Source organism: Pararhodobacter marinus (assembly GCF_003122215.1).
Taxonomy (GTDB): Bacteria; Pseudomonadota; Alphaproteobacteria; order Rhodobacterales; family Rhodobacteraceae; genus Pararhodobacter; species Pararhodobacter marinus.
Window position 1 is genome coordinate 54,850 of sequence record NZ_QEYD01000007.1, and the last position, 26,345, is coordinate 81,194.

Genomic DNA, 26,345 nt, shown 5'->3' on the forward strand with positions numbered 1-26,345 from the left:
CAACAGAAATCGGACCCATGATACCCCGGTTGCGGCCCACCTTCTTCCCGATTACGGTCGCGCGGCAGGCAAATACGCCGATTTTCGGCAGGAAGGCAGGAATATGAACCGCGAGGATCTCGACAGTTTCGACCATGCGATCCTGCGGCTGATGCAGCAGAACGGCCGGATCAGCGTCACCGAACTGGCCAGCCGGATCAGCCTGTCGAAATCGCCCACCCAGGCGCGGCTGCGACGGCTGGAACGCGAGGGATTCATCACCGGCTACCAGGCGCGGCTGGATCATCACCGGCTGGGACAGGCGCATGTCGCCTTCGTCGAGGTGAAGCTGTCCGATACCCGCGAGGCGGCGCTGACGGCCTTCAATAAGGCGGTGCTGCTGACGCCCGAGATCGAGGAATGCCACATGATCGCCGGGGCGTTCGATTACCTGCTGAAGGTGCGCTCGCAGGATATCCTCGATTACCGCCGGACGCTGGCCGAACGGATCTCGGCGCTGCCGCATGTGTCGTCGACTTCGACCCATGTGGCGATGGAATCGGTCAAGGAAGGCGGGCGCTGAGGGGCATCGAGCCCCCCAGCGCCCGGCGGGCTGCCGCCCGCCCCTGCCCGGAGGGGACGCAGGCGCCCCCTCCGGACCTCCCCTCCCGCGACGCTCCCTGTGGATCCTGGTGGCTTGAGAATACCGCTCAACGATCGAAGCGGGCCGCGAGACGGTTCCGGGCTTCGGGAACAGGTTTCGACCCCAGTGCAGGCGCCAGCACGTCGCGCAGGAAATGGCCGGTGGTCTGCAGTCCCTGCGCCATCTGCGCGCGGTCCTCGGGCGCGGTGGCGTCGATCAGCAGCGCGGGCAGCGGCAGCAGCCGGTCGGCGTAGTCGCCCGCGCCTTCGCGCGTAACGGCGCGCCCGGTCCGTGGCGAGACATAGGCCAGCCCGTCCACCGCCCCCGTCACCGCGCAGGCCGAGAAGTCGAGCCCGTAGCCCGTTTCGTCGAGCAGCGTGCGCTCCCACAAGAGATAGGCGCCGAACCAGCGATCCCCCCCGGCCAGCCGGTCGAAGAGATGGGCGGTCAGCGCGTGCAGGCGAGGATGCGGATCGCGGTCGGGCAGCGCGAAGACCAGAAGCGCGCAGACCGCGTTGAGCGCGGCCAGCCGCTCGGCATCGGTCAGGATCGCCGCCGCCCGTTCGCGCGCGGGTTCGACGGTGAAATTGCCCAGATGATCGTCGAGCCGCGCGCGCCAGCGCAGCGCCAGCGTGTTGCCCGGCTGCAGGATCGGCGTCAGCTTGCGCGAGACACCGCCGCGCACGACGCCGCGGTGCAGCCCGTGTTCGGCGGTGAAGACCTCGATGATCGCCGCGCTCTCGCCATGCGGGCGCGTGCCGAGCAGAAGCCCTTCACCCGCCCAGTCCATTCACAGCGCCCGCCAGCCGATATCGCGGCGGCAGAAGCCCTCGGGCCAGTCGATCGCATCGACCATCGCATAGGCGCGCTGATGCGCCTCGGCCAGGGTGGCGCCGCGCGCGGTGACGTTGAGAACGCGCCCGCCATTGGCCAGGATTTGTCCGTGATCCTCTTTCGTGCCGGCATGGAACACCATGTTGAAGCTGTCCTCGGGCAGCGCGTCGAGGCCCCTGATCCCGGTCCCCTTCCGATAGGCGCCGGGATAGCCCTCGGCCGCCATGACCACGGTCATCGCGTGATCCGCGGCCCAGTTCACGCGGGCCTCGGAGAGCCGGCCCTCGGCGCAGGCCAACATGAGGTCAAGCGCCTGCGCGCCGAGCCGCATCATCAGCACCTGACATTCCGGGTCGCCGAAACGGACATTGTACTCGACAAGCCGCGCGTGCCCGTCCTTGATCATCAGCCCGGCATAAAGCACGCCCTGATAGGGCGCGCCGCGCTTCACCATCTCGGCCATTGTCGGGCGCACGATCTCGTCCAGTGCCTGCTGCGCGATGGCGTCGGTCAGCACCGGGGCGGGCGAATAGGCGCCCATGCCGCCGGTATTGGGGCCGGTATCGCCCTCGCCCACGCGCTTGTGGTCCTGCGCGGTGCCGATGGGCAGGCAGGTCTCGCCATCGACCAGCACGAAGAACGAGGCTTCCTCGCCTTCCATGAATTCCTCGATCACCACCTCGGCGCCCGCATCGCCGAAGGCCCCGCCGAAGATCTCGTCCAGACCCGCCAGCGCCTCGTCGAGCGTCATCGCCACGATCACGCCCTTGCCCGCGGCCAGGCCATCGGCCTTGACCACGATGGGCGCGCCCTGCTCGCGCACATGGGCCTTCGCGGCCTCCAGATCGTCGAACCGCGCATAACCCGCCGTGGGCGCGTTGGCCGCGTCGCAGATCTCCTTGGTGAAGGCTTTCGAGGCTTCCAGCCGCGCCGCCGCCGCCGAAGGGCCAAAGCACAGGATCCCCGCCGCGCGCAATGCATCGGCGACACCGGCGGCGAGCGGCGCTTCGGGGCCGATGACCACGAAATCGATGGCGTTATCCTCGCAGAAGGTGACGACGGCGGCGCCGTCCTCGGCGTCGATCGTCGCGCATTCGGCGATGGCCGCGATGCCCGCATTGCCCGGCGCGGCGATCAGCTTGTCGCATTTGGGGTTCTGCTTGATCGCCCAGGCCAGCGCATGTTCGCGCCCGCCGCCGCCGAGGATGAGGATATTCATGCCGCCCGCCCGTGATAGAGACAAATTCCGATGGTCCGGGCGCTTTTAGGACGCTTGCCCCCCGCTCTCAAGCGGTTTGCGGGATCGACACGCGACCCGCCTTCCGCCCGGGCCGCGGCCGCGTTAGATTGCCGGCCATGGACCTGATCGACGACGACGAACCGCGACCCGGCGGCCCCACGAATGCCCATGACTTCACGGTGTCTGAACTCTCGGGCGCGGTGAAACGCACGCTCGAGGGCGAATTCGGCCGCGTGCGCGTGCGCGGCGAGGTCGGGCGCGTGGTCATCGCGCGCACCGGGCATATGTATTTCGACCTCAAGGACGACCGTTCGGTCATCGCCTCGGTCAGCTGGAAGGGACAGGTCGCGCGCATGGCGGTGCGCCCCGAGGAGGGGATGGAAGTCATCGCCACCGGGCGGCTGACCACCTACGGACCGCAATCCAAGTACCAGCTTCAGGTCGAGAATGTGGAACCGGCGGGCGCCGGGGCGCTGATGGCGATGCTGGAAGCGCGGCGCAAGAAGCTGGCTGCCGAGGGCCTGTTCGACGCCGCCCGCAAGCGCCCGGTGCCGTTTCTGCCGCAGGTGATCGGTGTCGTGACCTCGCCCTCGGGGGCGGTGATCCGCGATATCCTGCACCGGCTGGCCGACCGTTTCCCGCGCCGGGTCATCGTCTGGCCCGTCGCCGTTCAGGGCGAGCGCTGCCCGGCGGATGTGGTCCGCGCCATCGAGGGATTCAACGCGCTGGCACCCGGCGGGCCGGTGCCCCGCCCCGATGTGCTGATCGTCGCGCGCGGCGGCGGCTCGATCGAGGATCTGTGGGGCTTCAACGACGAGGCGGTGGTGCGCGCCGCCGCTGCCTCGGACATTCCGCTGATCTCGGCCGTGGGGCATGAAACCGATACCACGCTGATTGACCACGCCGCCGATCTGCGCGCGCCCACGCCCACCGCGGCGGCCGAGCTGGCGGTGCCCGTGCGCGCCGACCTGCTGGCGCATGTGGCCAATCTGGGCGCGCGGCTGCACCGGGCGGGCACCGCCTCGGCACAACTGCGCGCGCAGCGCCTGCGCGACCTTGCGCGCGCCCTGCCACGCCCGGATGCGCTGCTGGCGACACCCGTGCAACGGCTCGACCGGGCCTCGGACCGGTTCGCGGGCTCCTTGCGCGCGCTTGCGCAGCGCAAGGCGCTTGAGCTCAACCGCGCGGGCGCGGGCCTGCGCCCCGGCGCGCTGCGCGCCAAGCTCGACCAGCGGGGGGAGCGGCTGGCGCAATCGGCGGGCCGGCTTGCGCCCGCGCTGACCCAGAGCGTCGCGCGCAAATCCGAACGCCTGACGACCCCGCGCTTTGCCCAGCGCGCGCAGGCGGCCGTCACCCGCCATGCCCGCGATGCCGCCGAGGCGCTGAAGGCGCTGGACCGGATGCACCGCTCGCTGGGTTACGAACAGACGCTGGCGCGCGGTTTCGCGGTGATCCGGGGCGCCGGGGACACGCCGCTGACCAGCGCCGAAGCCGCCCGCGCGCTGCCGCAGATCACCGTCGAGATGCGCGATGGTCGGTTCGAGGCCCTGCCGGTCGGCGATGCGCCCAAGCCGAAGAAACAGCGCGCGCGCGCGGCGGAGAGCGATCCGAAGGAAGAAGGCGCGAAACCGCCCAGCCAGGGCTCGCTGTTCTGACACCGCCGCAGCGGGGGCCGCACTTTCCGACGCTGCCCGATACGGTGGCGCCGGTGCCCATCGAACAGGCAGCGCGCGACTGCCCCGCCGCGCGGGCCTTTACCCCTGTCGTCAACGCGTTACACTCGCCCCAAGCCGTTCAGGACCGGGAGAAAGCCCATTCCCAAAGCCGCCGCCACAAGCCTGCGCACGCGTCTCTATACCCTGCTTGCCCAGATCTATCCCGATCACGATGCCGGCGCGCTGACCCGCGAGGTGATCGCCGCCTTCTGGCCCGAAGGTCATCCCCGCCGCCAGCGCCCGCGCCGCCCGTCGAACAACCTGTGGTCCGAAGCCGACGCCATGGTCATCACCTATGGCAACACGATCTCGGATGGCAGCCACAAGCCGCTCGACCTTCTGCACGATTTCCTGGAACGGAATCTGAAGGGCGCGGTCAACGGCGTGCATATCCTGCCGTTCTTCCCCTATACCTCGGATGACGGTTTCGCCGTCACCGATTATTACAAGGTCGATGCCTCGCTCGGGGACTGGCCCGATATCCGCCGGATCGGCAAGGATTTTCACCTGATGTCGGACATGGTGCTCAACCACGTCAGCAGTCAGGGCGCGTGGTTCAACGATTACCTGCAGGGGAAGGCGCCCTATGACCGGTTCTTCAAGGAAGCCTCGCCCGAGGACGACCTGTCCGACGTCGTCCGCCCCCGCACCACGCCGCTTCTGCGCGAGGTCGATACCGCGACCGGCCCGCGCCATGTCTGGTGCACCTTCAGTCACGATCAGGTCGATCTGGATTTCCACAACCCCGAGGTCCTGCTGGAAATCATCCGCATCCTGCGCTTCCACATCGATCAGGGCGTGCGCACGATCCGGCTGGATGCGGTGGCCTTCGTCTGGAAGGAAATCGGCTCGCCCTCGATCCACCTGCCGCAGACCCATGCGATCGTCAAACTGATGCGCGTGCTGGCCGATTTCGCGCAGGAAAAGGTCATCCTGCTGACCGAAACCAACGTCCCCAAGACCGAGAACCTGTCCTATTTCGGCCGCCGGGACGAGGCGCACATGGTCTACAACTTCCCGCTGCCGCCGCTGGTGCTGCACGCGCTTCTGTCGGGCAATGTGCGCTACCTGCGCCGCTGGCTCAGGGCGATGCCACCCGCGCCGCTGGGCTGCGCCTATTTCAATTTCACCGCCTCGCATGACGGCATCGGGATGCGCCCGGTCGAAGGCATCCTGCCCACCGAGGAAATCGCGCAGATCATCGACACGGTGGAAGAGGTCGGAGGCCTTGTGTCGATGCGCGCGCTCGCGGGCGGCGGGCAGTCGGTCTACGAGATCAACTGCGCCTATTTCGACGCGATGACCAAGACCTTCGACGGCGAGGACACGCTGAAGATCGAGCGCTTTCTGTGCTCGCAAAGCATCGTCATGTCGCTTGAAGGGATGCCCGCTTTCTACCTGCATTCGATGATCGGCACGCCCAACGACCACGAGGCCGTCACGCGGCGCGGCATGAACCGGGCGATCAACCGCCACCGATGGCATTACCCCGCGCTGCAGGACAGGCTGGCCGATCCCGAAAGCGATCAGGCGCGGGTGCTGGGCGAACTGACGCGGCGGTTGAAGATCCGCGCGCGGCAGGCCGCGTTTCATCCCAATGCCACGCAGCTGACGCTGCAGCTTGACGAGCAGTTGCTGGGCGTGTGGCGGCAATCGCTCGACCGGCGGCAATCCATCTTCGCGCTGCACAATGTCTCGGCCGCGGCGGTGGATCTGGACGCCTATGCGCTCAACCTCATCGAGGACGAGGAATGGTACGACCTGCTGTCGGGCGAGCCCATCGATGCCGATGGCATGATCCCGATGGCGCCCTATCAGGTCCGCTGGATCACCAACGACGCCGGTTAAGCCCGCTCAGACCACGCGGTCCGGCTCGCTGTCGGCCATGTCGGCGGTGACGGCGTTGCGGAAATCGCTCAGGAATGCGGGATCGGCGGCGTGAACCAGGTTCCAGTTCGGGATGAACGGCAATTCCTGCGGGTTCTCCAGAAAGACCTGCCCCGCCTGCACGATATTCTCGGCGAAAAGCTGGATCGAGCGCTCCTCGGCCGGGCGGTCGAAATCCAGCCCGTTCATCTGCGCGTCGTGCGAATAGGTTTCCAGCATGTCCAGCGCGCGGCGGTAGTAGGTGGCCCTGAGCGTGCGGAAGATATGCGGCGACAGAACCTTGCCGTCCGCCGCCAGCTTGCGGAAAATCGCCTTGCAGATATCCAGCGACATCCGGTTCAGCCCGGTCAGCGCATCCGCCGCCGACAGGTCCTGATGCTTGTGATCGTAGACATCGGCGATTTCCACCTGACAGACCGCGCGCGGCCCCAGATTGCGCCAGGCTTCGGACAGCACGCCGATCTCCAGCCCCCAGTCGGACGGCATGCGCAGATCGGGCAGCGACGCGGTGCGCATCGCGAATTCGCCCGACAGCGGGTAGCGGAAGGCACGCAGGTAATCGATGTATTCGCTGTCCCCCAGCACTTTCTTCAGCGAAATCAGCAGCGGGCTGACAAGGTTGCGCGTGACCCGCCCGCCCAGACGGTTGTTGCCGATGCGCGGATAGAAGCCCTTGGACATCTGGTAGGGAAAGGCCGGATGTGCCACCGGGAAGACCAGCCGCGACAGCATCTCGCGCTTGTAGGTGACGATGTCGCAATCGTGGATCGCCATCACCGCGCTGTCGGCGCACGCGATCAGGTAGCCGATGCAGGTCCAGACATTGCGCCCCTTGCCCTTCTCGATCGGGCCCAGCCCCAGAGGCTCCAGCCGCTCCATCAGCGCCTTCATGCGCGGGCCGTCATTCCAGATCACGACGTGGTTTTGCGGCAGGCGGGCAAAGAACTGCCGCGCATGGCGGAACTGCTCTTCGCTGGCCGCATCCAGCCCGATGATGATCCGGTGCAGGTATTTCACCTGCGACAGCTCATCGAGAATGTTCTGCAGCGCCGGGCCTTCGAGTTCCGAGAACAGCGAGGGCAGGATGAGGCTGATCTTGCGGGTCTGCGCGAAGGTCGCCAGCCGGTATTCCAGCTCGTCGAGCGAGCGCGTGCGCAGGTTGTGAAACTGCGCGATATTGCCGTTCTGGTGAAAGTCAGCCATCCGCTGCTCCTGCTAGTTCCGGCCGCGCCAGAAGCGCGGTCATGCCTTCGCCCCATCCCGCCGGACCCTCGGCGCGCGTGCGCAGGATCCGGCCCGTTTCTTCCCCGGGCAAAGGCGGTAGCCCCGGCCCGTGATCGTTGCGCACGACGATGCCGTAATCGGCGCGCGCCAGCATCTCGGCATCGTTGGGCGCGTCGCCCAGAGCCACCGTCACCTCGGGCGCAAGGCGGTCGATCAAGGCCTGCATCTGCGCGGCCTTCGTGCCGCCGAAACTCAGCGTCAGGAACCGCCCGCCGCGCCGCGCATGGATGCCCTGTTCGCCCAGCGCCGACAGGAAACCGTCGAGCTGCGCTTCTGTTCCCAGCCAGAGCCCCGGCTCGGAATGCGCGCGCGTCCGGGCCTTTCCGGCGGCCTCGGGCGACAGGCCGGTGACGGCGGCGACGCCCGCCGCGTCCATGTCGCCGAAACCCCGGAAGGGCGCGTCCAGCGTCGCCAGAACCGCGCGGATACGCCGGTAGTCGCGGTCGTCGAACGTGCCGTCATAAAGCGCGGCCCCGTTCTCGACGATGGCGGGGCAATCGCTCAGGCCCAGCCGGTCCTGCCACTCGGCGATCTCGGCTCCGGTCTTGGACGAAGCCAGCACCACCACCGCGCCCCTGTCCCGAAGCCGCGCCAGCATCGGCAGCGCCGGGGCGTAATCATAGGTTTCATGGTCCAGCAGGGTGCCGTCCAGATCGGTGAAAACCAGCAATCTCAAGGGGTCCCCCGTCATCGTCCGGCTCAGCCTATCGCCGCCCGCCCGGCGCGGGAAGCGCGGAACCGTCCTTGCGCGCCGCCGCGCCGGTTCCTGCCCGCCCCGAAGGCAGCTGCGCGATTGCGCGGCAGGCTTCCTTCCCCCCGCCCCTTGGATTAGGGTCGCGCCATGACAAATGCCTCTCCCGCCTTGACTTTCTCCGACGATCAGGCCGCCGCCTGGGATGCGCTGGCCGAGCTTCTGGGCAAGGCCGGAATTGATCTGGCCGACGAAACGCTGCTGCCGCCCGATCCTGATGGCGACGGCGCGGTGATGGCGGTTCTGGGCAAGGCGGGTTCGGGCAAGACCATGCTGCTGGCCGAGCTGACCAAGGCGCTGTCTGCGGCGGGGGTGGAAACCGTCAGCGGCGATTACGAGGGCAAGCGGCGCAAGGAACGGCGCACGCTGGCGATCCTGGCCCCTACCAACAAGGCGGCCTCGGTCCTGCGAAACCGCGGGGTGCCCGCGACGACGATCCACCGCATTCTCTATACCCCGGTCTATGACCCGGAATACGAGAAGATCGCCGAATGGCTGGAAGGCAATGCCTCGAAGCCCGAGATCGAGGATCTGACCGACACCGCGCTTGACCGCGCAAAGGCGTTCTACGAGACGGTCAAGTCGATCCCCGGCGCGCTGGCCGCCGCCGGTCTGCGCGGCTCGGATTTCATCAAGGGCTGGAAACGGCGCGAGGATCCGCTGGATGTTGGTTTCATCGACGAAAGCTCGATGCTGGATGCCCGCCAGATGGAGGATCTGCAGGAAATCTTCCAGACCCTCGTTCTGTTCGGCGACCCCGCGCAGCTGGCGCCGGTGGGCCAGTCGGGCGAGATGGTCTTCGACACCCTGCCCGCGAAACAGAAGCTGGAACTGCACCGCATCCACCGGCAGGCCGACGATAACCCGATCCTCGATCTTGCCCATGCGCTGGCCGATCCCGATCTGGGTTTCGAACAATTCGAGCGCATGATCGAGGACGCCGCGCAGCGCGACGAGCGCGTCGTCTGGGCCGGGCGGGTGGAAAGCGACCTTATGGCGCGCTCGCCGGTGCTGGTCTGGCGCAATGCCACGCGGATCCGGCTGATCCATGCCTTTCGCGCGGCCCATGGCGCGCCCGAGACCGAGCTGTTGCCGGGCGAGCCGCTGATCTGCGACGGGCTGGAACTGCCGCTCAAGCACCGCAAGCGCCGGATCGATCTTGAGGCGCGCGGGCTGATCAAGGGCGCGCAATGCATCTATCTGGGTCCCGGATCGAAACCCGGATTCTCGCGTCTGCATGTGATGGGGTCCGAGGAGCCGCGCCTGTCGGCGGCCTCGATCGTGAAGATCGAGCGCGAGGGCGAGGAAGAACCCTTCATTCCCTTCGCCGCGACCATGGGCGCGGCCTTTTTGCACGGCGCGGCGGTGACTATCCACAAGGCGCAGGGCAGCCAGTGGCGCGACGTGCAGGTTTTCGCGCCCGATCTCTACGCCGCGGCGCGCGCGGGACGGACCGAGGCGGGCATCCCCCTGTGGAAACGGCTGGCCTATGTCGCCATCACCCGCGCCGAGCATCGCTTGCTCTGGGTGGTGCGCAACCGTCTGGCGCGGCCCGAAGGCCCGCTGCGAATCGACGACCTGGCCCAGCCGGCGGCGCCCCTTACCTTGCAGGCACAGGAATCGTAACCCCCGAATCGCCCGCCCGGAAAGCGACTTTTTTTGGCAATCATGTCGCTTTTGGGTTTCGGCCCGGTTAACGGGCTTGTTACCCATAGGGGAGCCGGCTGTGACATTCGACCGCAGCCAGCTCCCAACCACGGCAACAAGGAGGGACAGCATGTTTTCAAGGATCATGGTCCCCGTGGACCTGACGCACCTTGAGCAACTCGACAAAGCCCTGACCGTCAGCGAGGAACTCGCACAGAGCTTCGGCGCCGAGATCGTGTATGTTTCGGTCACGGCCGAGACGCCCACGAAGATCGCGCATAACCCCAAAGAGTTCGCCCAGAAACTCGAAGCCTTCGCCGCCGGGCGGCCGGGCAAGAGCACGACCAAGAGCTACTCGGCGCACGATCCGGCGATCGATATCGACAAGACGCTGCTCAAGGCGATCGACGAGACCGGCGCGGATCTGGTCGTGATGGCCTCGCACAAGCCCGGCATCGCCGATTTCTTCTGGGGCTCGCATGGCGCGTCGCTGGCCGCGCATACCGGCGTTTCGGTTTTCGTCGTGCGCTGACACCGGCCGTCCCGCGCGCGCCCCGCGCCCGCGAGACGAATATCACGACCTCCGTCGAACCGACTGCAACACAGGACGTTACCTTTGCTCCAAGCCGCCTCCCGCAGGCGGCAAACACCAACAAACAACAGGAGATCATGCATGTCAGACAGTACTGACAGCGAAGCGATCCCGGCTCCCGAGGGACCGGCGGACATCATCGAGACCGATTACGAGATCGGTCAGAACAATATCCAACCCTTCGGCCTGGACATCCACAACCCTGTTTTCCTGATTTCGGGACTGGCGGTTGTGGCCTTCGTGATCGTCACGCTGGCCTTCCAGACGCAGATCGAACCGGCCTTCTCGGCGATGCGGGGCTTCCTGACCTCGAAGCTGGACTGGTTCTTCCTGATCGCGGGCAACATCTTCGTGCTCGTCTGCCTCGGCCTTCTGGTCTCTCCCCTGGGCAAGGTCCGCATCGGCGGCGTCGATGCCACACCCGATTACGGTTATCTCGGCTGGTTCGCGATGCTTTTCGCCGCCGGCATGGGCATCGGCCTGATGTTCTTCGGGGTGCTCGAGCCCGTCTATTACTTCGGCACGCCGTGGGGCGATCAGCCGCTGGGCAATGACCTTGGCATCGTGGACGGCGTGCTTGCCGATCCCGCGACCGTGGAAGCCGCCCGCTCGATGGCGATGGCGTCGACGATGTATCACTGGGGCCTGCACCCCTGGGCGATGTATGCCGTGGTGGCGCTGGCGCTGGCGCTCTTTGCCTTCAACAAGGGCCTGCCGCTGACCGTGCGCTCGATCTTCTACCCGATCTTCGGCGAGCGGATCTGGGGCTGGCCGGGCCACATCATCGACATCCTCGCGGTGCTGGCCACGCTGTTCGGCCTGGCCACGTCGCTGGGCTTCGGCGCGCAACAGGCCTCGGCCGGTATCGGCTTCGTGTTCGGCATTGACGGCATCAACGACACGGTGACCGTGGCGGTCTTCCTGATCGCGGGCATCACCGCGATCGCGCTGATCTCGGTGCTGCGCGGGCTCGACGGGGGCGTCAAGCTGCTGTCCGAGATCAACATGGGCCTCGCCGCGATCCTGCTGCTGTTCGTGATCTTCGTCGGCCCGACGATGACGCTGGTCACCCAGTTTTTCAGCAATATCGGCGCCTATTTCGTCGACCTGATCCCGCTGTCGAACCCGATCGGCCGTGAGGACGACGGCTTCCGCCAGGGCTGGACCGCGTTCTACTGGGCGTGGTGGATCAGCTGGTCGCCGTTCGTGGGCATGTTCATCGCCCGCGTCAGCCGTGGCCGTACCGTGCGCGAGTTCATCACCTGCGTGCTGCTGATCCCGACGGCGGTGTCGATGATCTGGATGACCACCTTCGGCGGCACCGCCATCGAACAGATCATCGAGCGCGCGACCGACAGCGCCGTCTACGGCTATGTCATCGAGAACTACGTGCCCGAATTGTCGCTGTTCGGCATGCTCTCGGAATTGCCGATGGCGCAAATCACCTCGATCATCGGCATCGTGCTGGTCATCGTGTTCTTCGTCACCTCGTCGGATTCCGGCTCGCTTGTGATCGACACGATCACTGCCGGCGGCAAGGTCGACGCCCCGGTCGCGCAGCGCGTGTTCTGGTGCGTGTTCGAAGGCCTGGTCGCGGCGGCGCTGCTGATCGGCGGCGGGCTGGTGGCGCTTCAGGCGATGGCGGTGTCGACGGGCTTCCCCTTCGCCATCGTGCTGCTTCTGGGCTGTTGGGCGCTGGTCAAGGGCCTGATGGCCGAACCGCGCGCCTGACACGCAAGACAACCGGAGACCTGAAGACAAGGGGCGGCGGGGTAACCTGCCGCCCTTTTCCCTTTCAGCCGCGCACGCCCTGTGCCAGTTCGTCGAATGTGGCGCGGTTGGGGCAGAAGGTCAGCGTCGCGGTATCGACCGACGCCCCGGGTTCCTCGCGTGCCATGAAACGGTGACAGGTGCCCGGATCGGTGCAGCCGTTGCAGCGCCCCAAGACCTCGTGCCAGACGCGGCGGTCGGCCATCAGCTCGGCCATGCTCAGCCCGAACAGCCGTGCCATCTCGGCCACGCGCGCGGGCACCTCGTCGGGCAATGCGACCAGTTGCAGCGCCTCGGTCCGGGTGACGCCCATATCCGCCAGTTCGGCATCGCTCAGTGCGTTGATCTCGTGCAGGTCGCGGCTGAGCCGGAACATGCGCAGGAATCGCTCCATCATCGCTTTCTCTCCTTGCTGGCCCTCCTTGGCCGGGATGAGTGCCCGACAGGTCTGACGCCCGCCTCTCTGCCCCGGGTCCAGCCTGCCACGCGCCGCCCGGCTTTGCCTTGATCTGGCGCAAGTCCGAAGATAGCCCTTGGCGAATGATCCGTGCCTTTCTTGCCCTGCCGGTGCCCGACGACATCCGACTGCGCCTTTCGGCGCTGCAACACCGGCTGCCGCTGCCCCGGCCCATCCCCTACGAGAATTTCCACGTCACCCTGACGTTCCTTGATCGCCAGCCCGAACCGCTGCTCGAAGAGCTGCACCATGCGATCGAGACGATGACCCTGCCCGCGCCGCGCCTGCGGCTTGACGGGCTGGGCAGTTTCGGCGGCAACGAGCCCGACGCCGTCCATGCCCGGCTCGCCGACGATCCCGCCCTGAGCGCGCTCAGCGCCAAGCTGACCCGCGCCGCGCGCGAGGCCGGGATCGCGGTCAAGGCGCGAAAATTCGTCCCCCACATCACGCTGGGACGGCTGCGCAAGCACGAGGTCGGTCCCGAGACGCTGGCGCGGGCTCTGGGCGCGCTGGGCGAGGTCACCTCGCAGCCTTGGCTCGCGGAGACTTTGGTGCTGTACCGCTCGACCCTGCGCGCGGACGGGCCGGTCTACGATCCGCTGGCGGAATACCCGCTTCGGGGCTGAGCCCATCTTGCGCCCGCACGCGCCCCCGGCCTAACCTGCGGCCAATCACAGGAGTCCCCCATGAATTGCGTCTTCGTCCAGTTCCGCTGCACGCCCGGCAAGACCTACGAGGTCGCCACGGCGATCTATGACCGCGAAATCGTGTCCGAGCTGTTCTCGACCTCGGGCGACTGGGACCTGATCGCCAAGATCTACATCCCCTCCGACGCCGATGTCGGCCATTACCTGAGCGAGAAGCTGTTCGACATCCCCGATATCGTGCGCACGCTCACCACCATGACCTTCAAGGCGTTCTGAGCGATGCCGGTCATCGCCATCACCGGCGCCAGCGCGGGGATCGGGCGCGCGACGGCCGAGCTGTTCCTGTCGAAGGGCTGGGAGGTCGCGCTACTGGCCCGCCGCGCCGACGCGCTGGCCGAGGTGGCGGGCGAGCATCAGACCGCCCTGCCCCTGCCCTGCGACGTCACCGACGAGGACGCGGTCGACGCAGCCTTCGGGGCCATTGCCCGGCGCTTCGGGCGGCTCGACGTGCTGTTCAACAATGCCGGCCGGATGCTGCCCGGCCAGCTGATCGACGAGATGTCCGTCACCGACTGGCGCAGCATGGTCGACGTTAACCTGACCGGCATGTTCCTGTGCGCCCGCGCCGCTTTCGGCCAGATGCGGCGGCAGGAGCCGGCGGGCGGGCGGATCATCAATAACGGCTCGGTCAGCGCCCATGCGCCGCGCCCCGGCTCGGTCGCCTATACCGCGACCAAGCACGCGGTAACGGGACTGACGAAGACGCTGGCGCTGGACGGGCGGCCCTTCGACATCGCGGCGGGACAGATCGATATCGGCAATGTGCGCACGGACCTTGCGGCCCAGATCGCCAAGGGGATGCCGCAGGCCGATGGCTCGGTCCGTGCCGAGCCGATGATGGACCTGCCGCAGGTGACCGAGGCGGTGCTGCACATGGCCAGCCAGCCCAAGGGCGCGAATATCCCCTTCCTGACGATCATGGCCACCAACATGCCGTGGCTGGGCCGGGGATGACGGGGTAACGCGCGCGGGAACCATTTCGCCCCCTGCCGGGTTCCATTCAGCAAGACGTCACAAGAGAGACCGCCATGAAAACCCTGATCCCGCTTCTTATCGTCGCTGCCGCGATGCTGTCGGCCTGTGAAACCGTGCAGGGCGCAGGCCGCGATCTGCAATCCGCCGGGCAGGCCGTGAGCACCGGCGCGCAGCAGGTCCAGAACGACCTGTAACCGGCGTCCGATCCGCCCGAAGGTCCGCGCCGGTCTCGTGTCGAGGCCGGCGCCCGTCTTTCAGCGGGTCACGATTGCCGGATCAGCCGGAACACCGCCGATGCCGCCCAGCCCGCGATCAGCGCGATGACCAGGGCCAGCAGGCCATAGAGGAACGGCTGTTCATAGGCCAGCTCGTAAAGCCAGCGCTCCAGCCCGTCCTTGCGCACGAAAATCGCCGTGCGGTACTGGCTGACCACCTGCCCGCCCTGCATCAGGTACATCCGCGTCGTATAGGCGCCCTCGGTCAGGTTCGGCGGCAGCCGTACATTGGCGCGAAACAGGATGCCTTCATCGACATGGACGAAGCGGTCGAGCGTCATGAAATGCGCCGTGCGTTCGCGGATCCTGAGCAAGGCTTCGGCAAAGAGCAGCGCTTCGGGCGAGCCGTCCCCCGCCTGCTCGGCGCGGATCGCCTGCCGGGGCGAGATGCGGTAGATCTCGTCTTCCTCGGGCGACAGGATCTCGGTCAGGGGCGCGCTGGTCGCCACCGCGTAAAAGGACGGAACCGAGGCCAGCGTCACCGAATCCACGTTCATCCAGATGCCCGCGACGCGGTCCTTGCGCCAGACCTCGGTCCGCTGGCGCGGGCCCTCGATCACCACGACGACGTCGAAATCCTCAAGCCCGGCCGCTTCCGCCTCGGCCTCGGCGAGGACCTCGTCGGCGCTGCGGCGGATGGCGCCGAAGATCAGGATCTCGGACCCCGAGAAATTCGCCGTCAGCGACACCCGGTTCTGGCTGAGCGCGCCGATGATCTCGCTCGCGCCCAGGGGCAGCGAACCCAGAAGCAAAAGCAGCCCGGCCAGCCACGCGCGCGCCATCACAGGCCCCCCGCGATGGTGATCGAATACAGCTCGTCAGGGCGGATCAGCAGGTCCAGCGCCACCTTGATGCAGACCGCCAGCACCAGAAGCGCCAGCAGGATGCGCAATTGCTCGGCCTTCAGGCGCAGCCCGATCTGCGTGCCCAGCTGCGCGCCGATCACCCCGCCCAGGATCAGGAACGTGGCCAGCATGATATCGACGCTGTGCCCGGTCACGGCGTGCATGATCGTCGTATAGGCGGTGGTAAAGATGATCTGGAACAGGGAGGTGCCGACAACCACCTTGGTGGGCATCCCCAGCAGGTAGATCATCGCCGGCACCATGATGAAGCCGCCGCCGACGCCCATCACCGCCGACAGGACGCCGACCGAGGCGCCGACCAGGATCGGGGGAATGACACTGATATACAGGCCCGAGACGCGGAACTTCATCTTGAAGGGCAGCGCGTGGACCCAGGTGTGCTGGTGCAGCTTGCGCCGCTTCGCACCGACCTTCTTGGTCCGGTACCAGGCCCGCACGCTTTCCTGCAGCATCAGCGCGCCGACGATGCCCAGAAACAGCACGTAGCTCAGCTGCACGGCCAGATCGACCTGGCCCAGCGCGCTGAGCCAGCGGAACAGCACGATCCCGAAAGACGAGCCGATAAGACCGCCGATCAGCAGCACGGTGCCCATCTTCAGATCGACGGTCTTGCGCCGCAGATGCGCCAGAACGCCGGAAATCGACGAGGCCACGACCTGGTTCGCGCCGGTCGCGACGGCCACGGCGGGGGGGATGCCGATGAAGAACAGAAGCGGCGTGATCAGGAAACCGCCGCCTACCCCGAACATGCCCGACAGCATGCCCACACCCGCGCCAACCCCCAGCAGGGTAAAGAGGTTTGTCGAGACCTCGGCGATGGGCAGGTAGATCAACATGGCTTTGAATAGGATAAAGCCCCTGTGCTTAACAGGGGCTTTTCCATGAAATTTATGTATCGGGGATACATTTCTGTTATAGCCCCGCCCGCCTCTTTGCGCGCGGACGGGGGCGGCGCGCTCAGCGCTCCTTGACGTAGGGTTCGCCGCCCGCGCGCGGCGGGATTGCCTTGCCCACGAAGCCGGCCAGAATGATCACCGTCAGGATATAGGGCAGCGCCGTCATGACCTGGTTGGGCAGCGTGATGAAGCCCAGATCCAGGTTCGGCCAGCGGTTGGCGATGGCTTCCAGCGCGCCGAACAACAGCACCGCGAACAGCGCCTGCCACGGCCGCCACTTGGCGAAGATCAGCGCCGCCAGCGCGATATAGCCCCGACCCGCCGACATCTCGCGCACGAAGCCCGCCGCCAGCGAGGTCGACAGGTAGGCCCCGCCGATGCCGCACAGCACGCCCGCGATCAGGATCGCGTAATAGCGCAGACGGACGACCGAGATGCCCGCCGTATCGACCGCCGCCGGGTTCTCGCCCACCGCGCGCATCCGCAGACCAAAGCGCGAGCGGTAGAGCACCCACCATGTCGCCGGTACGGCCAGAAGCCCCACGAAGACGAGGATCGAGTTCCCCGACAGGATCTCGCTGTAAAGCGGGCCGATGACGGGCACATCCGCCACCGCGTCGGCAAAGGGCAGCTCCAGCGGCGGGAAACGCCCCTCGCCCATCAGCGACGGCGTGCGCCCGCCCTGCCGGAACCAGCTTTGCGCGATGACCACGCTCATCCCCGAGGCGAGGAAGTTGATCGCCACGCCCGAGATCAGCTGGTTGCCCCGGAAGGTGATCGAGGCGATGCCGTGGATCAGCGAGAACACGACCGAGGCGGCGATACCCGCCAGCAGGCCCAGCCAGGCCGAGCCGGTGACGAAGGCGATGGCGGCCGAGAAGAAGGCCGCGATCAGCAGTTTCCCCTCGAGCCCGATATCGACGATGCCCGCGCGTTCCGAAAACAGCCCGGCCAGACAGGCGAACAGCAGGGGCGTCGCCAGCCGCAGGGTGGATTCGAGGATCTGGACGATGGTTGCAAGATCCATGTCAGCCCCTCCGCCGCAGGCGCAGGAAGACGGCTTCCAGCGGTTGTCGGACCATGTTGTCCAGGGCCCCCGTGAACATGATGACCAGCGCCTGGATGACGATGATCATCTCGCGCGGAATGGTCGTTTCGATCGCCAGCTCGCCGCCGCCCTGATAGAGGAACCCGAACAACAGTGCCGGCGCGATGATCCCGATCGGGTGCGAACGGCCCATCAGCGCCACGGCGATGCCGATGAAGCCCGCGCCCTCGACCGCGTTCAGAACCAGCCGCTGCGGGCCGCCCATGACCGAGTTGACCGCCATCGTCCCCGCCAGCGCGCCCGAGATCAGCATCGCGACCATGATGATCTTGACGCCCGAAATGCCCGCGTAATGCGCCGCCGGTTCGGATTGGCCGAAGGCCCGGATCTCGAAACCCAGCCGCGTGCGCCACATCAGCATATAGGCCAGCCCGCAGAACAGAAGCGCCACGAACAGCATGATGTTCGCCGGCCCCGAGCGCGAGAATTCGATCCCCACAAGGCCCAGGATGTCATGCAGCCGCGGCAGGCGCAGCACGTCGTCGAACCGAGCCGTGGCCGGGTCCATCGCGGTCGGCGGGCGCAGGACATGGCTGAGCATGTAGTTCATCACCGACGCGGCGATGAAGTTGAACATGATCGTGGTGATGACGATATGGCTGCCCCGCTTGGCCTGCAGGAAAGCCGGGATCGCCGCCCAGAGCGCGCCGAACGCGGCCGAGGCAAGGATCGCGGCAATCATCGCCGTCCACCAGTTGGGCCACGGGATGAACAGGCAGACCAGAGCGACGCCCAGACCGCCGATCAGCGCCTGCCCCTCGCCGCCGATATTGAACAGCCGTGCCTGAAAGGCGATCGCCACGGCCAGCCCGGTCAGCAGGAAATTGGTCGTGTAATAAAGCGTGTAGCCCCAGCCATAGGTCGACCCCAGCGAGCCGCGCACCATGATGACCAGCGCCTCGACCGGGTCCTCGCCGATGGCCAGGATCACCAGCGCCGAGATCGCGAAGGCGATCAGCAGCGAAAACAGCGGGACGAGCAGGACGTCGGCCCATTTCGGCATCCGTGTCGAACTCATGCCGCATCCCCCGTCACGCCGGCCATCAACAGGCCCAGCTCCTGCCTGTCGGTCTTCTCGGGCTCGCGCTCGCCCATGATCCGGCCGTCGAACATGACCGCGATGCGGTCGGACAGGCCGAAGATCTCGTCCAGCTCGACCGAGACGAGCAGGATCGCCTTGCCCTGATCGCGCAGCTCGATGAGCCGCTTGTGGATGAACTCGATGGCGCCGATATCGACGCCGCGCGTCGGCTGACCCACCAGCAACAGGTCGGGATTGCGCTCGATCTCGCGGGCCAGGACGATCTTCTGCTGGTTGCCGCCCGAAAAACTCTCGGCGGTCAGCATCGGATTGGGCGGGCGCACATCGAAGCGTTCGATCTTGCCCTTCGCGTCCTCAAGGATCGCGTGGTTGTCCATCAACAGCGCGTTCTTCTGGTATTCGGGCGCGTTATGGTGACCGAAGGCGATGTTTTCCCAGGCCATGAAATCCAGGATCAGGCCGCAGCGATGACGGTCCTCGTGCACATGGCCCACCGAATCCTCGCGCCGGGTGCGCGCGTTGTCGCGCTTCAGCGACAGGTCCAGGGGCTTGCCCAGAAGCGTGACCTCGCCGGTGCCGGGGATCATGCCCGCCAGCACTTCCAGAAGCTCGGACTGGCCGTTCCCGGCCACGCCCGCAATACCCAGGATCTCGCCCCGGCGGATGTCCAGATCAATGCCGCGCAGCTTTTCCACGCCGTGCCGGTCCACGACCTTGAGGTTGCGCGCCGACAGGACGACCTCGCCGGGCTGCGCCGGGGCCTTCTGCACATCCAGCAGCACCTTGCGTCCGACCATCAGTTCGGCCAGCTCGGTGGGGCTGGTCTCGGCGGTCTTGACCGTCGCCACCATCTCGCCGCGCCGCATCACGCTGACCTCGTCGGTCACTTCCATGATCTCGCGCAGCTTGTGGGTGATCAGGATGATCGTCTTGCCCTGCTCTTTCAGCCCCTGAAGGATGCGGAACAGGTGATCGGCTTCGGCGGGCGTCAGCACGCCGGTCGGCTCGTCGAGGATCAGGATGTTGGCCTCGCGGTAGAGCGCCTTGAGGATCTCGACGCGCTGCTGGTTGCCCACCCCCAGATCCTCGACCACGGCGTCGGGATCGACGCTGAGTTCGTAATCCGCCGCAAGCTGGGTCAGAAGCTTGCGCGCGCGGGCCTTGGACGGCTTGAGCAATGCATTGCCCTCGGCGCCCAGAATGACGTTTTCCAGCACGGTGAAATTCTCGACCAGCTTGAAATGCTGGAACACCATGCCGATGCCGGCGCGGATCGCGTCCTGGCTGTCGGAAATCTGCGTGGGCTTGCCGTCGATCAGGATCTCGCCGGAATCGGCCTTGTAGAAGCCGTACAGGATCGACATCAGCGTCGATTTCCCGGCGCCGTTCTCGCCGATGATGCCGTGAATGGTGCCCTTGCGCACCCGGATGTTGATGTCCTTGTTCGCCTGGACCGGGCCGAAGGCCTTCGAGATCCCGCGAAGCTCGATGGCGGGGGCGGCATCCGCCGCCCCCGCCATCCCGGTGCCGGTCACGTCAGCGACCATCCTGCTTCCGCCTTACTCGACCGAAACAGGGCAGGTGTTGTCCGACATGTAGTCGTGCACAACCGTCTCGCCCGAGGCAATGGCGGCCGAGGCCGCGTCCAGCGCTTCCTGCATGTCGGCGGTCACCAGCTCGGCGTTGTTGTCGTCAAGCGCATAGCCCACGCCACCGGCGGCCAGATCCATGACGACGAGGCCCGTTTCCAGATCTTCACCGGCGGTGAAGGCTTCATAGACGGCGTTGTCGACGCGCTTGACCATCGAGGTCAGAACCTGGCCGGGATGCAGGTGGTTCTGGTTCGAATCGACGCCGATCGACAGGATGCCGGCATCGGCGGCGGTCTGCAGCACGCCCACGCCGGTCCCGCCGGCAGCGGCGAAGACCACGTCCGAGCCCTGGCTGATCTGCGACGAGGTGATCTCGCCGCCGCGCACCGGGTCGTTCCAGGCGGCGGGGGTGGTGCCAGTATAGTTGACGATCACGTTGGCTTCGGGGTTTGCCGCGACGACGCCCTGCGCGTAGCCGCAGGCGAAGCGGCGGATCAGCGGGATGTCCATGCCGCCGACGAAGCTGACGGTGCCGGTTTCCGAGGCCATGGCGGCCATCATGCCGACGAGGTACGAGCCTTCATGCTCGGTGAAGACGACCGACCGCACGTTGGGCAGGTCGACCACGCCGTCGATGATGACGAAGTTGGTGTCGGGATAATCGGCGGCGACGGTTTCCAGCGGCGTGGCCATCGAGAAGCCGGTCATCACGACCGGGTTGTAGCCGGCCTCGGCGAAGCGGCGGATCGCCTGTTCGCGCTGCGCTTCCGACTGCATCTCGATATCGCGATACTCGCCGCCGGTCTCGTCGGCCCAGCGCTGCGCACCGCCGAAGGCGGCTTCGTTGAACGAGCGGTCGAACTTGCCGCCGAGATCGTAGATCAGCGCCGGATCGGCCCAGGCGACACCAGCCGTCAGCGCCAGCGTGGCGGTGGCGCCAAGAAATGTGCGGGTCAGTTTCATGTGGTTTTTTCTCCCAGTTGGGTCGTCATGCCGCGGTCGCGGTCCCTCTATCGGCCGATCCGCCGGATCGAAGCGGATCCGACCGCACAGGGGTCAAGTTAGGTCCACGTCCTTGCAGCCCGTCAAGCGATTTTTACCAAACGGACAAATCAGGGAATCGTCTGGTAACCGGCAGGTTAAATCTCAGGCGAAGGACTTGCAAAGGATCAATGCCGCGACGCTGGCACCGGTTGGCGCGACGTAATAGCCGGGCCTGCGTCCCTGTGCCGTCCAGCCGCAGGCGGCATAGAGCGCGCGGGCGGCGGCATTGTCCTCGGCCACTTCCAGAAACGCGCGTTCTGCCCCCCGGGCGCGGGCTTCGGCATCGAAGGCGTCGAGCCGCGCGCGGGCCAGCCCCTGCCGCCGGCAAGCGGGATCGGTGGCCAGCGTGAGCAACTCGGCCTCGCCCGCGACGACGCGGCCCAGTGCGAAGCTGCGGTGATCGGCATCGGCGGTCAGGAAGACATGCGGGCTGTCCAGAAGCGCAGCGAAACTCCCGGCGCGCCACGGGGCGGGCGTGGTGAAGGCGCGGGCATGGAGGGCGGCAAGCTGATCGGGTGTCATGCGGCGGGCTTAGCCGCTTGCGGGCGCGGCGGCCAGAGGGGACGGGTGAGGGGTTTCGCCCTCGCCCGGCACGCCTCCGGCGCGCAGGTCTCGCGCGACCGGCCGCGGCGCTGCGCGCCGCGCGGGATCCATGAGCAGGCTCAGTCCAGAAGGGCGGGCGGGCGTTCGGAAGGCGGCGCGGCATCGGGCGCGCGCAGATAGGCGGGCGCGGGCCGGGGCTGCGGGGTATCCATCCGCATGGCCGCGATCCGGGCAATCGCCACGGCCAGTGGATGCGCGGGGGGCGTCCCACCCTCGCCGATATGGAAAGCGGGCGGGCTGTCCGATTGCACGGGCGTGGCCGCGGGCGTCTCACGGATCCAGACGGCGCCGCGCATCGCCGGCAGGACGACCGGCAGATCCGGCCCGTCGAGCGCCAGCGCGCTGAAGCGGTCGACGCCGATGGCCGGGATGCCCAGCCCCAGCGCCAGGCCGCGCGCGGTGGAAGTGGTGATGCGGATGCCGGTAAAATTCCCCGGCCCGGTGCCCGCGCCCAGCGCGTCGAGATCCTCCCAGCCGAGACCCGCCTCGGCCAGGAGCTCCTCGAGAAAGCCGACCAGAGCCTCGCCCTGCCCTTTGGGCAACGGCTGTTCCGCCTGCGCGCGCACCTGCCCGCCCTGCAGCACCGCGCCGCTCAGCCAGGGCCCCGACGTGTCGAAGGCGAGTATGGTGTCCCCCGCCCGTCCGCTGTCAGACGGCAACCGGGCGAACCTCGGTCACTTCGGGGATGTAGTGGCGCAGCAGGTTCTCGATGCCCATTTTCAGCGTCATCGTCGATGACGGGCAGCCCGCGCAGGCGCCTTTCATGTGCAGATAGACCACGCCGCGATCAAAGCCGTGGAACGTGATGTCGCCGCCATCCTGCGCCACGGCGGGACGCACGCGGGTATCCAGCAATTCCTTGATCTGGTCCACGACTTCGCCATCGGGGCCGTCCTGGGTGACATGGGCGGCTTCGGTTTCGCCCTCGATCGCGGGGCGGCCCGACTGGAAATGTTCAAGGATCGCCCCCAGAACCGAGGGCTTCACATGCGACCAGTCGGCGCTGGCATCCTTGGTCACGGTGACGAAATCGGCGCCCAGAAACACGGCCGTGACACCCGGCGCGGCGAAGACCGCCTGCGCAAGCGGCGAGGAGGCCGCGCTGTCGCGGTCGGGGAAATCGGCCGTGCCCTGACCCAGAACGTCTTGTCCGGGCAGGAATTTCAGCGTGGCAGGGTTCGGGGTGGATTCGGTCTGGATGAACATGGCGGGCCTCCGTTTCACCGGGGATATGCGTATGACCGCCCTGCAAGTCAAGGAAGAGCCGTTCGGCCACGCCGGATGTCGGCACGGGCCTGCGGTCGGCCGAGCCCGCCCCTGCGCAGGTCTGTGCCCCGTCGTCGTTCCAGGCCCTAATACAGCCCCCGCCCGCCCAGGATCATCGTGATCTGGCAATCCGTCAGCGGGTCTTCGAACATCACCCCGCAGGTATCGTCGAAATGCCAGCGGACTTCCGCGCTCAGGCTCAGGCCCGCGGCGTGGATGGCCACCCAGTCGCTGATCCGCAGCATCCGGTCGGGCACGCCCAGAAGCCGCGCCCCGCCGGACGAGACGTTGCCCAGCGTGGCGTCGAAGGCGCCCATGGGCGCCCGAACCTGGACGAAGGCCCGCGTCGACAGCCGCAACGCGCGATTCGGCATCTTCGTTCTCCCGATGGCTTTTTCTTCACTGTCCGCCCAAGAGGTTGCCGTGCCGTTAACAGCGCTCTTGATTGGCCCGAAGCGATCCCCATCTAGGACCTGAGGCCCGCAAGAGGGACGCGCCGCGACGGGCGTTCCGCGACAGCCGGGCGCTTTGACATGGAGACTGCGATGAACCTTGAAAAGTTCACGGAACGGGCGCGTGGATTCCTCCAGGCCGCCAACACCATCGCCGCGCGCGAACAGCATCAGCGGCTGACCCCCGAACACCTGCTGAAGGCTCTGATGGATGACGATCAGGGCATGGCGTCGAACCTGATCCGCCGCGCCGGGGGCAATCCCGAACGCGTCGTTCAGGCGACCGATCTGGCCGTCGGCAAGCATGCCAAGGTTTCCGGCGATGTCGGGCAGGTCTATACCGACAGCGCGCTGGTGCGCGTCCTCGACGAGGCCGAGAAACTGGCGCAGAAAGCGGGCGACAGCTACGTGCCCGTCGAACGCCTGCTGATGGCGCTGGCCATGGTCAAGTCGCCCGCCAAGGAGGCGCTCGATACCGGCGCCGTGACCGCGCAGGCGCTCAATGCCGCGATCAACGACATCCGCAAGGGCCGCACTGCCGACAGCGCCAATGCCGAGGACAGCTTCGAGGCGCTGAAGAAATACGCCCGCGACCTGACCCAGGCCGCGCGCGACGGCAAGATCGACCCGATCATCGGCCGCGACGAGGAAATCCGCCGCGCCATGCAGGTGCTCAGCCGCCGTTCCAAGAACAACCCCGTGCTGATCGGGGAACCCGGCGTCGGGAAAACCGCGATTGCCGAGGGTCTGGCCCTGCGCATCGTCAACGGCGACGTGCCGGAATCCTTGCGCGACAAGACGCTGATGGCGCTGGACATGGGCGCGCTGATCGCGGGTGCCAAGTATCGCGGCGAGTTCGAGGAACGTCTGAAGGGCGTCTTGAACGAGATCACCGCCGCGGCGGGCGAAATCGTGCTGTTCATCGACGAGATGCACACGCTGGTGGGCGCGGGCAAATCCGAAGGCGCGATGGATGCCGCGAATCTGATCAAGCCGGCGCTGGCGCGGGGTGAGCTGCATTGCATCGGCGCGACCACGCTTGATGAATACCGCAAGCATGTCGAAAAGGACGCGGCTCTGGCCCGGCGTTTCCAGCCGGTTTTCGTGGCTGAGCCCACGGTCGAGGACACGATCTCGATCCTGCGCGGCATCAAGGAAAAGTACGAGCTGCACCACGGCGTGCGGATCTCGGACTCGGCGCTGGTGGCGGCGGCGACGCTGTCGCATCGCTACATCACCGACCGCTTCCTGCCCGACAAGGCGATCGACCTTGTGGACGAGGCCGCCTCGCGGCTGCGGATGCAGATCGACAGCAAGCCCGAAGAGCTGGACGCGCTGGACCGCGACATCCTGCAAAAGCAGATCGAGGTCGAAGCCCTGCGCAAGGAAGACGACGCGGCCAGCCGCGACCGTCTGGGCAAGATCGAGGTCGAACTGGCCGATCTGCAGCAGAAATCGGCCGAGATGACCGCGACCTGGCAGGCCGAGCGCGACGCGCTCGAAGCTGCGCGGGGGCTCAAGGAGAAGCTCGAGAAAGCCCGGCTCGACCTTGATCACGCCAAGCGGGTGGGCGATTTCGCCAAGGCGGGCGAGCTGCAATACGGCACGATCCCCGAGCTGGAGCGCGCGCTGACCGAGGCCGAAGCGCGCGAGGCCGAGAAGCTGGTGGGCGACGCCGTGCGCCCCGACGAGATCGCCGAGGTGGTCGAACGCTGGACCGGCATTCCGACGACCAAGATGCTGGAAGGCGAGCGCGAGAAGCTTCTGCGCATGGAAGACGGTCTGCACAAGCGGGTCATCGGCCAGCACCACGCCGTTCACGCGGTGGCGAATGCCGTCCGCCGGGCGCGCGCGGGGCTCAACGATGAGAACCGCCCGCTGGGCTCGTTCCTGTTCCTCGGGCCGACCGGCGTGGGGAAAACCGAGCTGACCAAGGCGGTGGCCGAGTTCCTGTTCGATGACGATCAGGCGATGGTGCGGATCGACATGTCGGAATACATGGAGAAACACGCCGTCGCCCGCCTGATCGGCGCGCCTCCGGGCTATGTCGGCTATGACGAGGGCGGCGTTCTGACCGAAGCCGTGCGGCGCCGGCCCTATCAGGTCGTGCTGTTCGACGAGGTCGAAAAAGCCCATCCGGACGTGTTCAACGTGCTGCTGCAGGTGCTTGATGACGGTGTCCTGACCGACAGCCAGGGCCGCACCGTGGACTTCAAGCAGACGCTGATCATCCTGACCTCGAACCTGGGGTCGCAGGCGCTCAGCACGCTGCCCGACGGCACCGACGTCTCCGAGGCGAAGGCGCATGTCATGGAAGCGGTCCGCGCGCATTTCCGGCCCGAGTTCCTGAACCGGCTAGACGAGACGGTGATCTTCGACCGCCTGAGGCGCGAGGATATGGACGGCATCGTCCGCATCCAGCTGAAGCGTCTGATGAAGCGTCTGGAATCGCGCAAGATCACGCTGACGCTGGACGATGCGGCGATGACGTGGCTGGCCGACAAGGGCTACGACCCGGTCTATGGCGCCCGGCCCCTGAAGCGCGTGATTCAGCGCTACCTGCAGGACCCGCTGGCCGAGATGCTTCTGGGCGGCACGGTTCTGGACGGCGCCGAGGTCCCGGTTTCGGCCGGTCCCGCCGGGCTGATCATCAACGGCGAGAGTTTCGCCGATGACGACGACCTGCCGCGCATGAAGGTCGTTCACTGACCGCCAAGGCC

The 26,345-nt window shown here is 66.9% G+C and carries 26 protein-coding genes; 11 read left to right on the top strand and 15 right to left on the bottom strand.

What is annotated here, in order from left to right; all coding sequences use genetic code 11:
- The first annotated feature begins 103 nt into the window (after positions 1 to 103).
- Positions 104 to 562, top strand: a complete 459-nt coding sequence (locus tag C4N9_RS12435; protein WP_109533660.1) for an Lrp/AsnC family transcriptional regulator — start codon at positions 104 to 106, stop codon at positions 560 to 562.
- Between the two features lie 127 nt (positions 563 to 689).
- Here C4N9_RS12435 and recO read toward each other — a convergent pair whose 3' ends face one another.
- Complete coding sequence (recO, locus tag C4N9_RS12440; protein ID WP_109533661.1) at positions 690 to 1,412, bottom strand: DNA repair protein RecO; 723 nt, start codon at positions 1,410 to 1,412, stop codon at positions 690 to 692.
- The gene (gene purD / locus C4N9_RS12445) at positions 1,413 to 2,675 is read right to left on the bottom strand and encodes a phosphoribosylamine--glycine ligase (protein WP_109533662.1); all 1,263 of its coding nucleotides are present in this window, start codon (positions 2,673 to 2,675) and stop codon (positions 1,413 to 1,415) included.
- Positions 2,676 to 2,812: 137 nt separating this feature from the next.
- Here purD and xseA point away from each other — a divergent pair, with 137 nt between their 5' ends.
- Together xseA and C4N9_RS12455 are read left to right on the top strand one after the other, a co-directional pair.
- Positions 2,813 to 4,351, top strand: a complete 1,539-nt coding sequence (xseA, locus tag C4N9_RS12450; protein ID WP_109533663.1) for an exodeoxyribonuclease VII large subunit — start codon at positions 2,813 to 2,815, stop codon at positions 4,349 to 4,351.
- Positions 4,352 to 4,510: 159 nt separating this feature from the next.
- A complete protein-coding gene (locus C4N9_RS12455; protein ID WP_109533664.1) occupies positions 4,511 to 6,259 on the top strand; it encodes a sugar phosphorylase in 1,749 nt (582 codons plus the stop codon).
- A 6-nt stretch (positions 6,260 to 6,265) separates the two neighbouring features.
- Here C4N9_RS12455 and C4N9_RS12460 read toward each other — a convergent pair whose 3' ends face one another.
- Entirely contained in the window at positions 6,266 to 7,501 is a 1,236-nt protein-coding gene (locus C4N9_RS12460; protein ID WP_109533665.1) for a glycosyltransferase family protein, read from the bottom strand.
- Positions 7,494 to 8,258, bottom strand: a complete 765-nt coding sequence (locus C4N9_RS12465) for an HAD-IIB family hydrolase (protein ID WP_245902535.1) — start codon at positions 8,256 to 8,258, stop codon at positions 7,494 to 7,496. Before C4N9_RS12465 ends, C4N9_RS12460 begins: the two co-directional genes overlap by 8 nt.
- 165 nt (positions 8,259 to 8,423) lie before the next feature.
- Between C4N9_RS12465 and C4N9_RS12470 the strand changes: the two genes are divergently transcribed.
- The 3 genes from C4N9_RS12470 to C4N9_RS12480 all read left to right on the top strand — a co-directional run bounded on the left by C4N9_RS12470 (position 8,424) and on the right by C4N9_RS12480 (position 12,303).
- The gene (locus tag C4N9_RS12470; RefSeq protein WP_109533667.1) at positions 8,424 to 9,959 is read left to right on the top strand and encodes an ATP-dependent DNA helicase; all 1,536 of its coding nucleotides are present in this window, start codon (positions 8,424 to 8,426) and stop codon (positions 9,957 to 9,959) included.
- 151 nt (positions 9,960 to 10,110) lie between these two features.
- Positions 10,111 to 10,512 (top strand): universal stress protein, encoded by a 402-nt coding sequence (locus tag C4N9_RS12475; protein ID WP_109533668.1) that lies wholly within the window; start codon positions 10,111 to 10,113, stop codon positions 10,510 to 10,512.
- 141 nt (positions 10,513 to 10,653) lie between these two features.
- Positions 10,654 to 12,303 (top strand): BCCT family transporter, encoded by a 1,650-nt coding sequence (locus C4N9_RS12480; RefSeq protein ID WP_109533669.1) that lies wholly within the window; start codon positions 10,654 to 10,656, stop codon positions 12,301 to 12,303.
- 64 nt (positions 12,304 to 12,367) lie between these two features.
- Here C4N9_RS12480 and C4N9_RS12485 read toward each other — a convergent pair whose 3' ends face one another.
- Positions 12,368 to 12,739 carry a DUF6455 family protein gene (locus tag C4N9_RS12485; protein WP_109533670.1) on the bottom strand — a complete coding sequence of 124 codons (372 nt, stop codon included), beginning with the start codon at positions 12,737 to 12,739 and terminating at the stop codon, positions 12,368 to 12,370.
- 143 nt (positions 12,740 to 12,882) lie between these two features.
- On the opposite strand from C4N9_RS12485, the gene thpR reads away from it, so the two are divergent.
- The 4 genes from thpR to C4N9_RS12505 all read left to right on the top strand — a co-directional run bounded on the left by thpR (position 12,883) and on the right by C4N9_RS12505 (position 14,675).
- Entirely contained in the window at positions 12,883 to 13,425 is a 543-nt protein-coding gene (thpR, locus tag C4N9_RS12490; protein WP_109533671.1) for an RNA 2',3'-cyclic phosphodiesterase, read from the top strand.
- Positions 13,426 to 13,485: 60 nt separating this feature from the next.
- The gene (locus tag C4N9_RS12495) at positions 13,486 to 13,722 is read left to right on the top strand and encodes an Lrp/AsnC ligand binding domain-containing protein (protein WP_109533672.1); all 237 of its coding nucleotides are present in this window, start codon (positions 13,486 to 13,488) and stop codon (positions 13,720 to 13,722) included.
- Positions 13,723 to 13,725: 3 nt separating this feature from the next.
- Positions 13,726 to 14,460 carry an SDR family oxidoreductase gene (locus C4N9_RS12500; protein ID WP_109533673.1) on the top strand — a complete coding sequence of 245 codons (735 nt, stop codon included), beginning with the start codon at positions 13,726 to 13,728 and terminating at the stop codon, positions 14,458 to 14,460.
- Between the two features lie 74 nt (positions 14,461 to 14,534).
- A complete protein-coding gene (locus C4N9_RS12505) occupies positions 14,535 to 14,675 on the top strand; it encodes an entericidin A/B family lipoprotein (protein ID WP_109533674.1) in 141 nt (46 codons plus the stop codon).
- Between the two features lie 68 nt (positions 14,676 to 14,743).
- Here the strand turns inward: C4N9_RS12505 and C4N9_RS12510 are convergent, their stop codons facing one another.
- The 10 genes from C4N9_RS12510 to C4N9_RS12555 form a co-directional block, all read right to left on the bottom strand.
- Complete coding sequence (locus C4N9_RS12510; RefSeq protein ID WP_109533675.1) at positions 14,744 to 15,538, bottom strand: TIGR02186 family protein; 795 nt, start codon at positions 15,536 to 15,538, stop codon at positions 14,744 to 14,746.
- Positions 15,538 to 16,458: a sulfite exporter TauE/SafE family protein gene (locus C4N9_RS12515; protein ID WP_109533676.1), complete on the bottom strand. Its 921-nt coding sequence runs from the start codon at positions 16,456 to 16,458 to the stop codon at positions 15,538 to 15,540. Before C4N9_RS12515 ends, C4N9_RS12510 begins: the two co-directional genes overlap by 1 nt.
- Positions 16,459 to 16,579: 121 nt before the next feature.
- Positions 16,580 to 17,545, bottom strand: coding sequence for an ABC transporter permease (locus tag C4N9_RS12520; protein ID WP_109533677.1), 966 nt, complete (start codon positions 17,543 to 17,545; stop codon positions 16,580 to 16,582).
- Between the two features lies 1 nt (position 17,546).
- Positions 17,547 to 18,644, bottom strand: coding sequence for an ABC transporter permease (locus tag C4N9_RS12525; RefSeq protein ID WP_245902536.1), 1,098 nt, complete (start codon positions 18,642 to 18,644; stop codon positions 17,547 to 17,549).
- Complete coding sequence (locus C4N9_RS12530) at positions 18,641 to 20,215, bottom strand: ABC transporter ATP-binding protein (RefSeq protein WP_245902537.1); 1,575 nt, start codon at positions 20,213 to 20,215, stop codon at positions 18,641 to 18,643. The genes C4N9_RS12525 and C4N9_RS12530 overlap by 4 nt, the downstream gene beginning before the upstream one ends.
- A gap of 12 nt (positions 20,216 to 20,227) precedes the next feature.
- A complete protein-coding gene (locus tag C4N9_RS12535; protein ID WP_109533679.1) occupies positions 20,228 to 21,223 on the bottom strand; it encodes a BMP family lipoprotein in 996 nt (331 codons plus the stop codon).
- 183 nt (positions 21,224 to 21,406) lie between these two features.
- Entirely contained in the window at positions 21,407 to 21,826 is a 420-nt protein-coding gene (locus C4N9_RS12540; protein WP_109533680.1) for a GNAT family N-acetyltransferase, read from the bottom strand.
- A gap of 140 nt (positions 21,827 to 21,966) precedes the next feature.
- Positions 21,967 to 22,566, bottom strand: a complete 600-nt coding sequence (tsaB, locus tag C4N9_RS12545) for a tRNA (adenosine(37)-N6)-threonylcarbamoyltransferase complex dimerization subunit type 1 TsaB (protein ID WP_245902538.1) — start codon at positions 22,564 to 22,566, stop codon at positions 21,967 to 21,969.
- Positions 22,556 to 23,113, bottom strand: coding sequence for a NifU family protein (locus C4N9_RS12550; protein ID WP_109533681.1), 558 nt, complete (start codon positions 23,111 to 23,113; stop codon positions 22,556 to 22,558). Before C4N9_RS12550 ends, tsaB begins: the two co-directional genes overlap by 11 nt.
- Positions 23,114 to 23,259: 146 nt before the next feature.
- Positions 23,260 to 23,547 carry a PilZ domain-containing protein gene (locus tag C4N9_RS12555; protein ID WP_109533682.1) on the bottom strand — a complete coding sequence of 96 codons (288 nt, stop codon included), beginning with the start codon at positions 23,545 to 23,547 and terminating at the stop codon, positions 23,260 to 23,262.
- Positions 23,548 to 23,718: 171 nt separating this feature from the next.
- On the opposite strand from C4N9_RS12555, the gene clpB reads away from it, so the two are divergent.
- Positions 23,719 to 26,334 carry an ATP-dependent chaperone ClpB gene (clpB, locus tag C4N9_RS12560; protein ID WP_109533683.1) on the top strand — a complete coding sequence of 872 codons (2,616 nt, stop codon included), beginning with the start codon at positions 23,719 to 23,721 and terminating at the stop codon, positions 26,332 to 26,334.
- The last annotated feature ends 11 nt before the right edge of the window (positions 26,335 to 26,345 follow it).

Excerpts from the sequence above, each read along its gene's own strand:
- C4N9_RS12510 (WP_109533675.1), bottom strand. The coding sequence starts at position 15,538 with ATGGCGCGCGCGTGGCTGGCCGGGCTGCTTTTGCTTCTGGGTTCGCTG.
- xseA (WP_109533663.1), top strand. The coding sequence starts at position 2,813 with ATGGACCTGATCGACGACGACGAACCGCGACCCGGCGGCCCCACGAAT.
- C4N9_RS12555 (WP_109533682.1), bottom strand. The coding sequence starts at position 23,547 with ATGCCGAATCGCGCGTTGCGGCTGTCGACGCGGGCCTTCGTCCAGGTT.
- clpB (WP_109533683.1), top strand. The coding sequence starts at position 23,719 with ATGAACCTTGAAAAGTTCACGGAACGGGCGCGTGGATTCCTCCAGGCC.
- C4N9_RS12530 (WP_245902537.1), bottom strand. The coding sequence starts at position 20,215 with ATGGTCGCTGACGTGACCGGCACCGGGATGGCGGGGGCGGCGGATGCC.
- C4N9_RS12540 (WP_109533680.1), bottom strand. The coding sequence starts at position 21,826 with ATGACACCCGATCAGCTTGCCGCCCTCCATGCCCGCGCCTTCACCACG.
- C4N9_RS12505 (WP_109533674.1), top strand. The coding sequence starts at position 14,535 with ATGAAAACCCTGATCCCGCTTCTTATCGTCGCTGCCGCGATGCTGTCG.
- C4N9_RS12520 (WP_109533677.1), bottom strand. The coding sequence starts at position 17,545 with ATGGATCTTGCAACCATCGTCCAGATCCTCGAATCCACCCTGCGGCTG.
- thpR (WP_109533671.1), top strand. The coding sequence starts at position 12,883 with ATGATCCGTGCCTTTCTTGCCCTGCCGGTGCCCGACGACATCCGACTG.
- purD (WP_109533662.1), bottom strand. The coding sequence starts at position 2,675 with ATGAATATCCTCATCCTCGGCGGCGGCGGGCGCGAACATGCGCTGGCC.
- recO (WP_109533661.1), bottom strand. The coding sequence starts at position 1,412 with ATGGACTGGGCGGGTGAAGGGCTTCTGCTCGGCACGCGCCCGCATGGC.
- C4N9_RS12485 (WP_109533670.1), bottom strand. The coding sequence starts at position 12,739 with ATGATGGAGCGATTCCTGCGCATGTTCCGGCTCAGCCGCGACCTGCAC.
- C4N9_RS12515 (WP_109533676.1), bottom strand. The coding sequence starts at position 16,458 with ATGTTGATCTACCTGCCCATCGCCGAGGTCTCGACAAACCTCTTTACC.
- C4N9_RS12475 (WP_109533668.1), top strand. The coding sequence starts at position 10,111 with ATGTTTTCAAGGATCATGGTCCCCGTGGACCTGACGCACCTTGAGCAA.
- C4N9_RS12460 (WP_109533665.1), bottom strand. The coding sequence starts at position 7,501 with ATGGCTGACTTTCACCAGAACGGCAATATCGCGCAGTTTCACAACCTG.
- C4N9_RS12435 (WP_109533660.1), top strand. The coding sequence starts at position 104 with ATGAACCGCGAGGATCTCGACAGTTTCGACCATGCGATCCTGCGGCTG.
- C4N9_RS12500 (WP_109533673.1), top strand. The coding sequence starts at position 13,726 with ATGCCGGTCATCGCCATCACCGGCGCCAGCGCGGGGATCGGGCGCGCG.
- C4N9_RS12495 (WP_109533672.1), top strand. The coding sequence starts at position 13,486 with ATGAATTGCGTCTTCGTCCAGTTCCGCTGCACGCCCGGCAAGACCTAC.
- C4N9_RS12535 (WP_109533679.1), bottom strand. The coding sequence starts at position 21,223 with ATGAAACTGACCCGCACATTTCTTGGCGCCACCGCCACGCTGGCGCTG.
- C4N9_RS12480 (WP_109533669.1), top strand. The coding sequence starts at position 10,654 with ATGTCAGACAGTACTGACAGCGAAGCGATCCCGGCTCCCGAGGGACCG.
- C4N9_RS12525 (WP_245902536.1), bottom strand. The coding sequence starts at position 18,644 with ATGAGTTCGACACGGATGCCGAAATGGGCCGACGTCCTGCTCGTCCCG.
- C4N9_RS12470 (WP_109533667.1), top strand. The coding sequence starts at position 8,424 with ATGACAAATGCCTCTCCCGCCTTGACTTTCTCCGACGATCAGGCCGCC.
- C4N9_RS12550 (WP_109533681.1), bottom strand. The coding sequence starts at position 23,113 with ATGTTCATCCAGACCGAATCCACCCCGAACCCTGCCACGCTGAAATTC.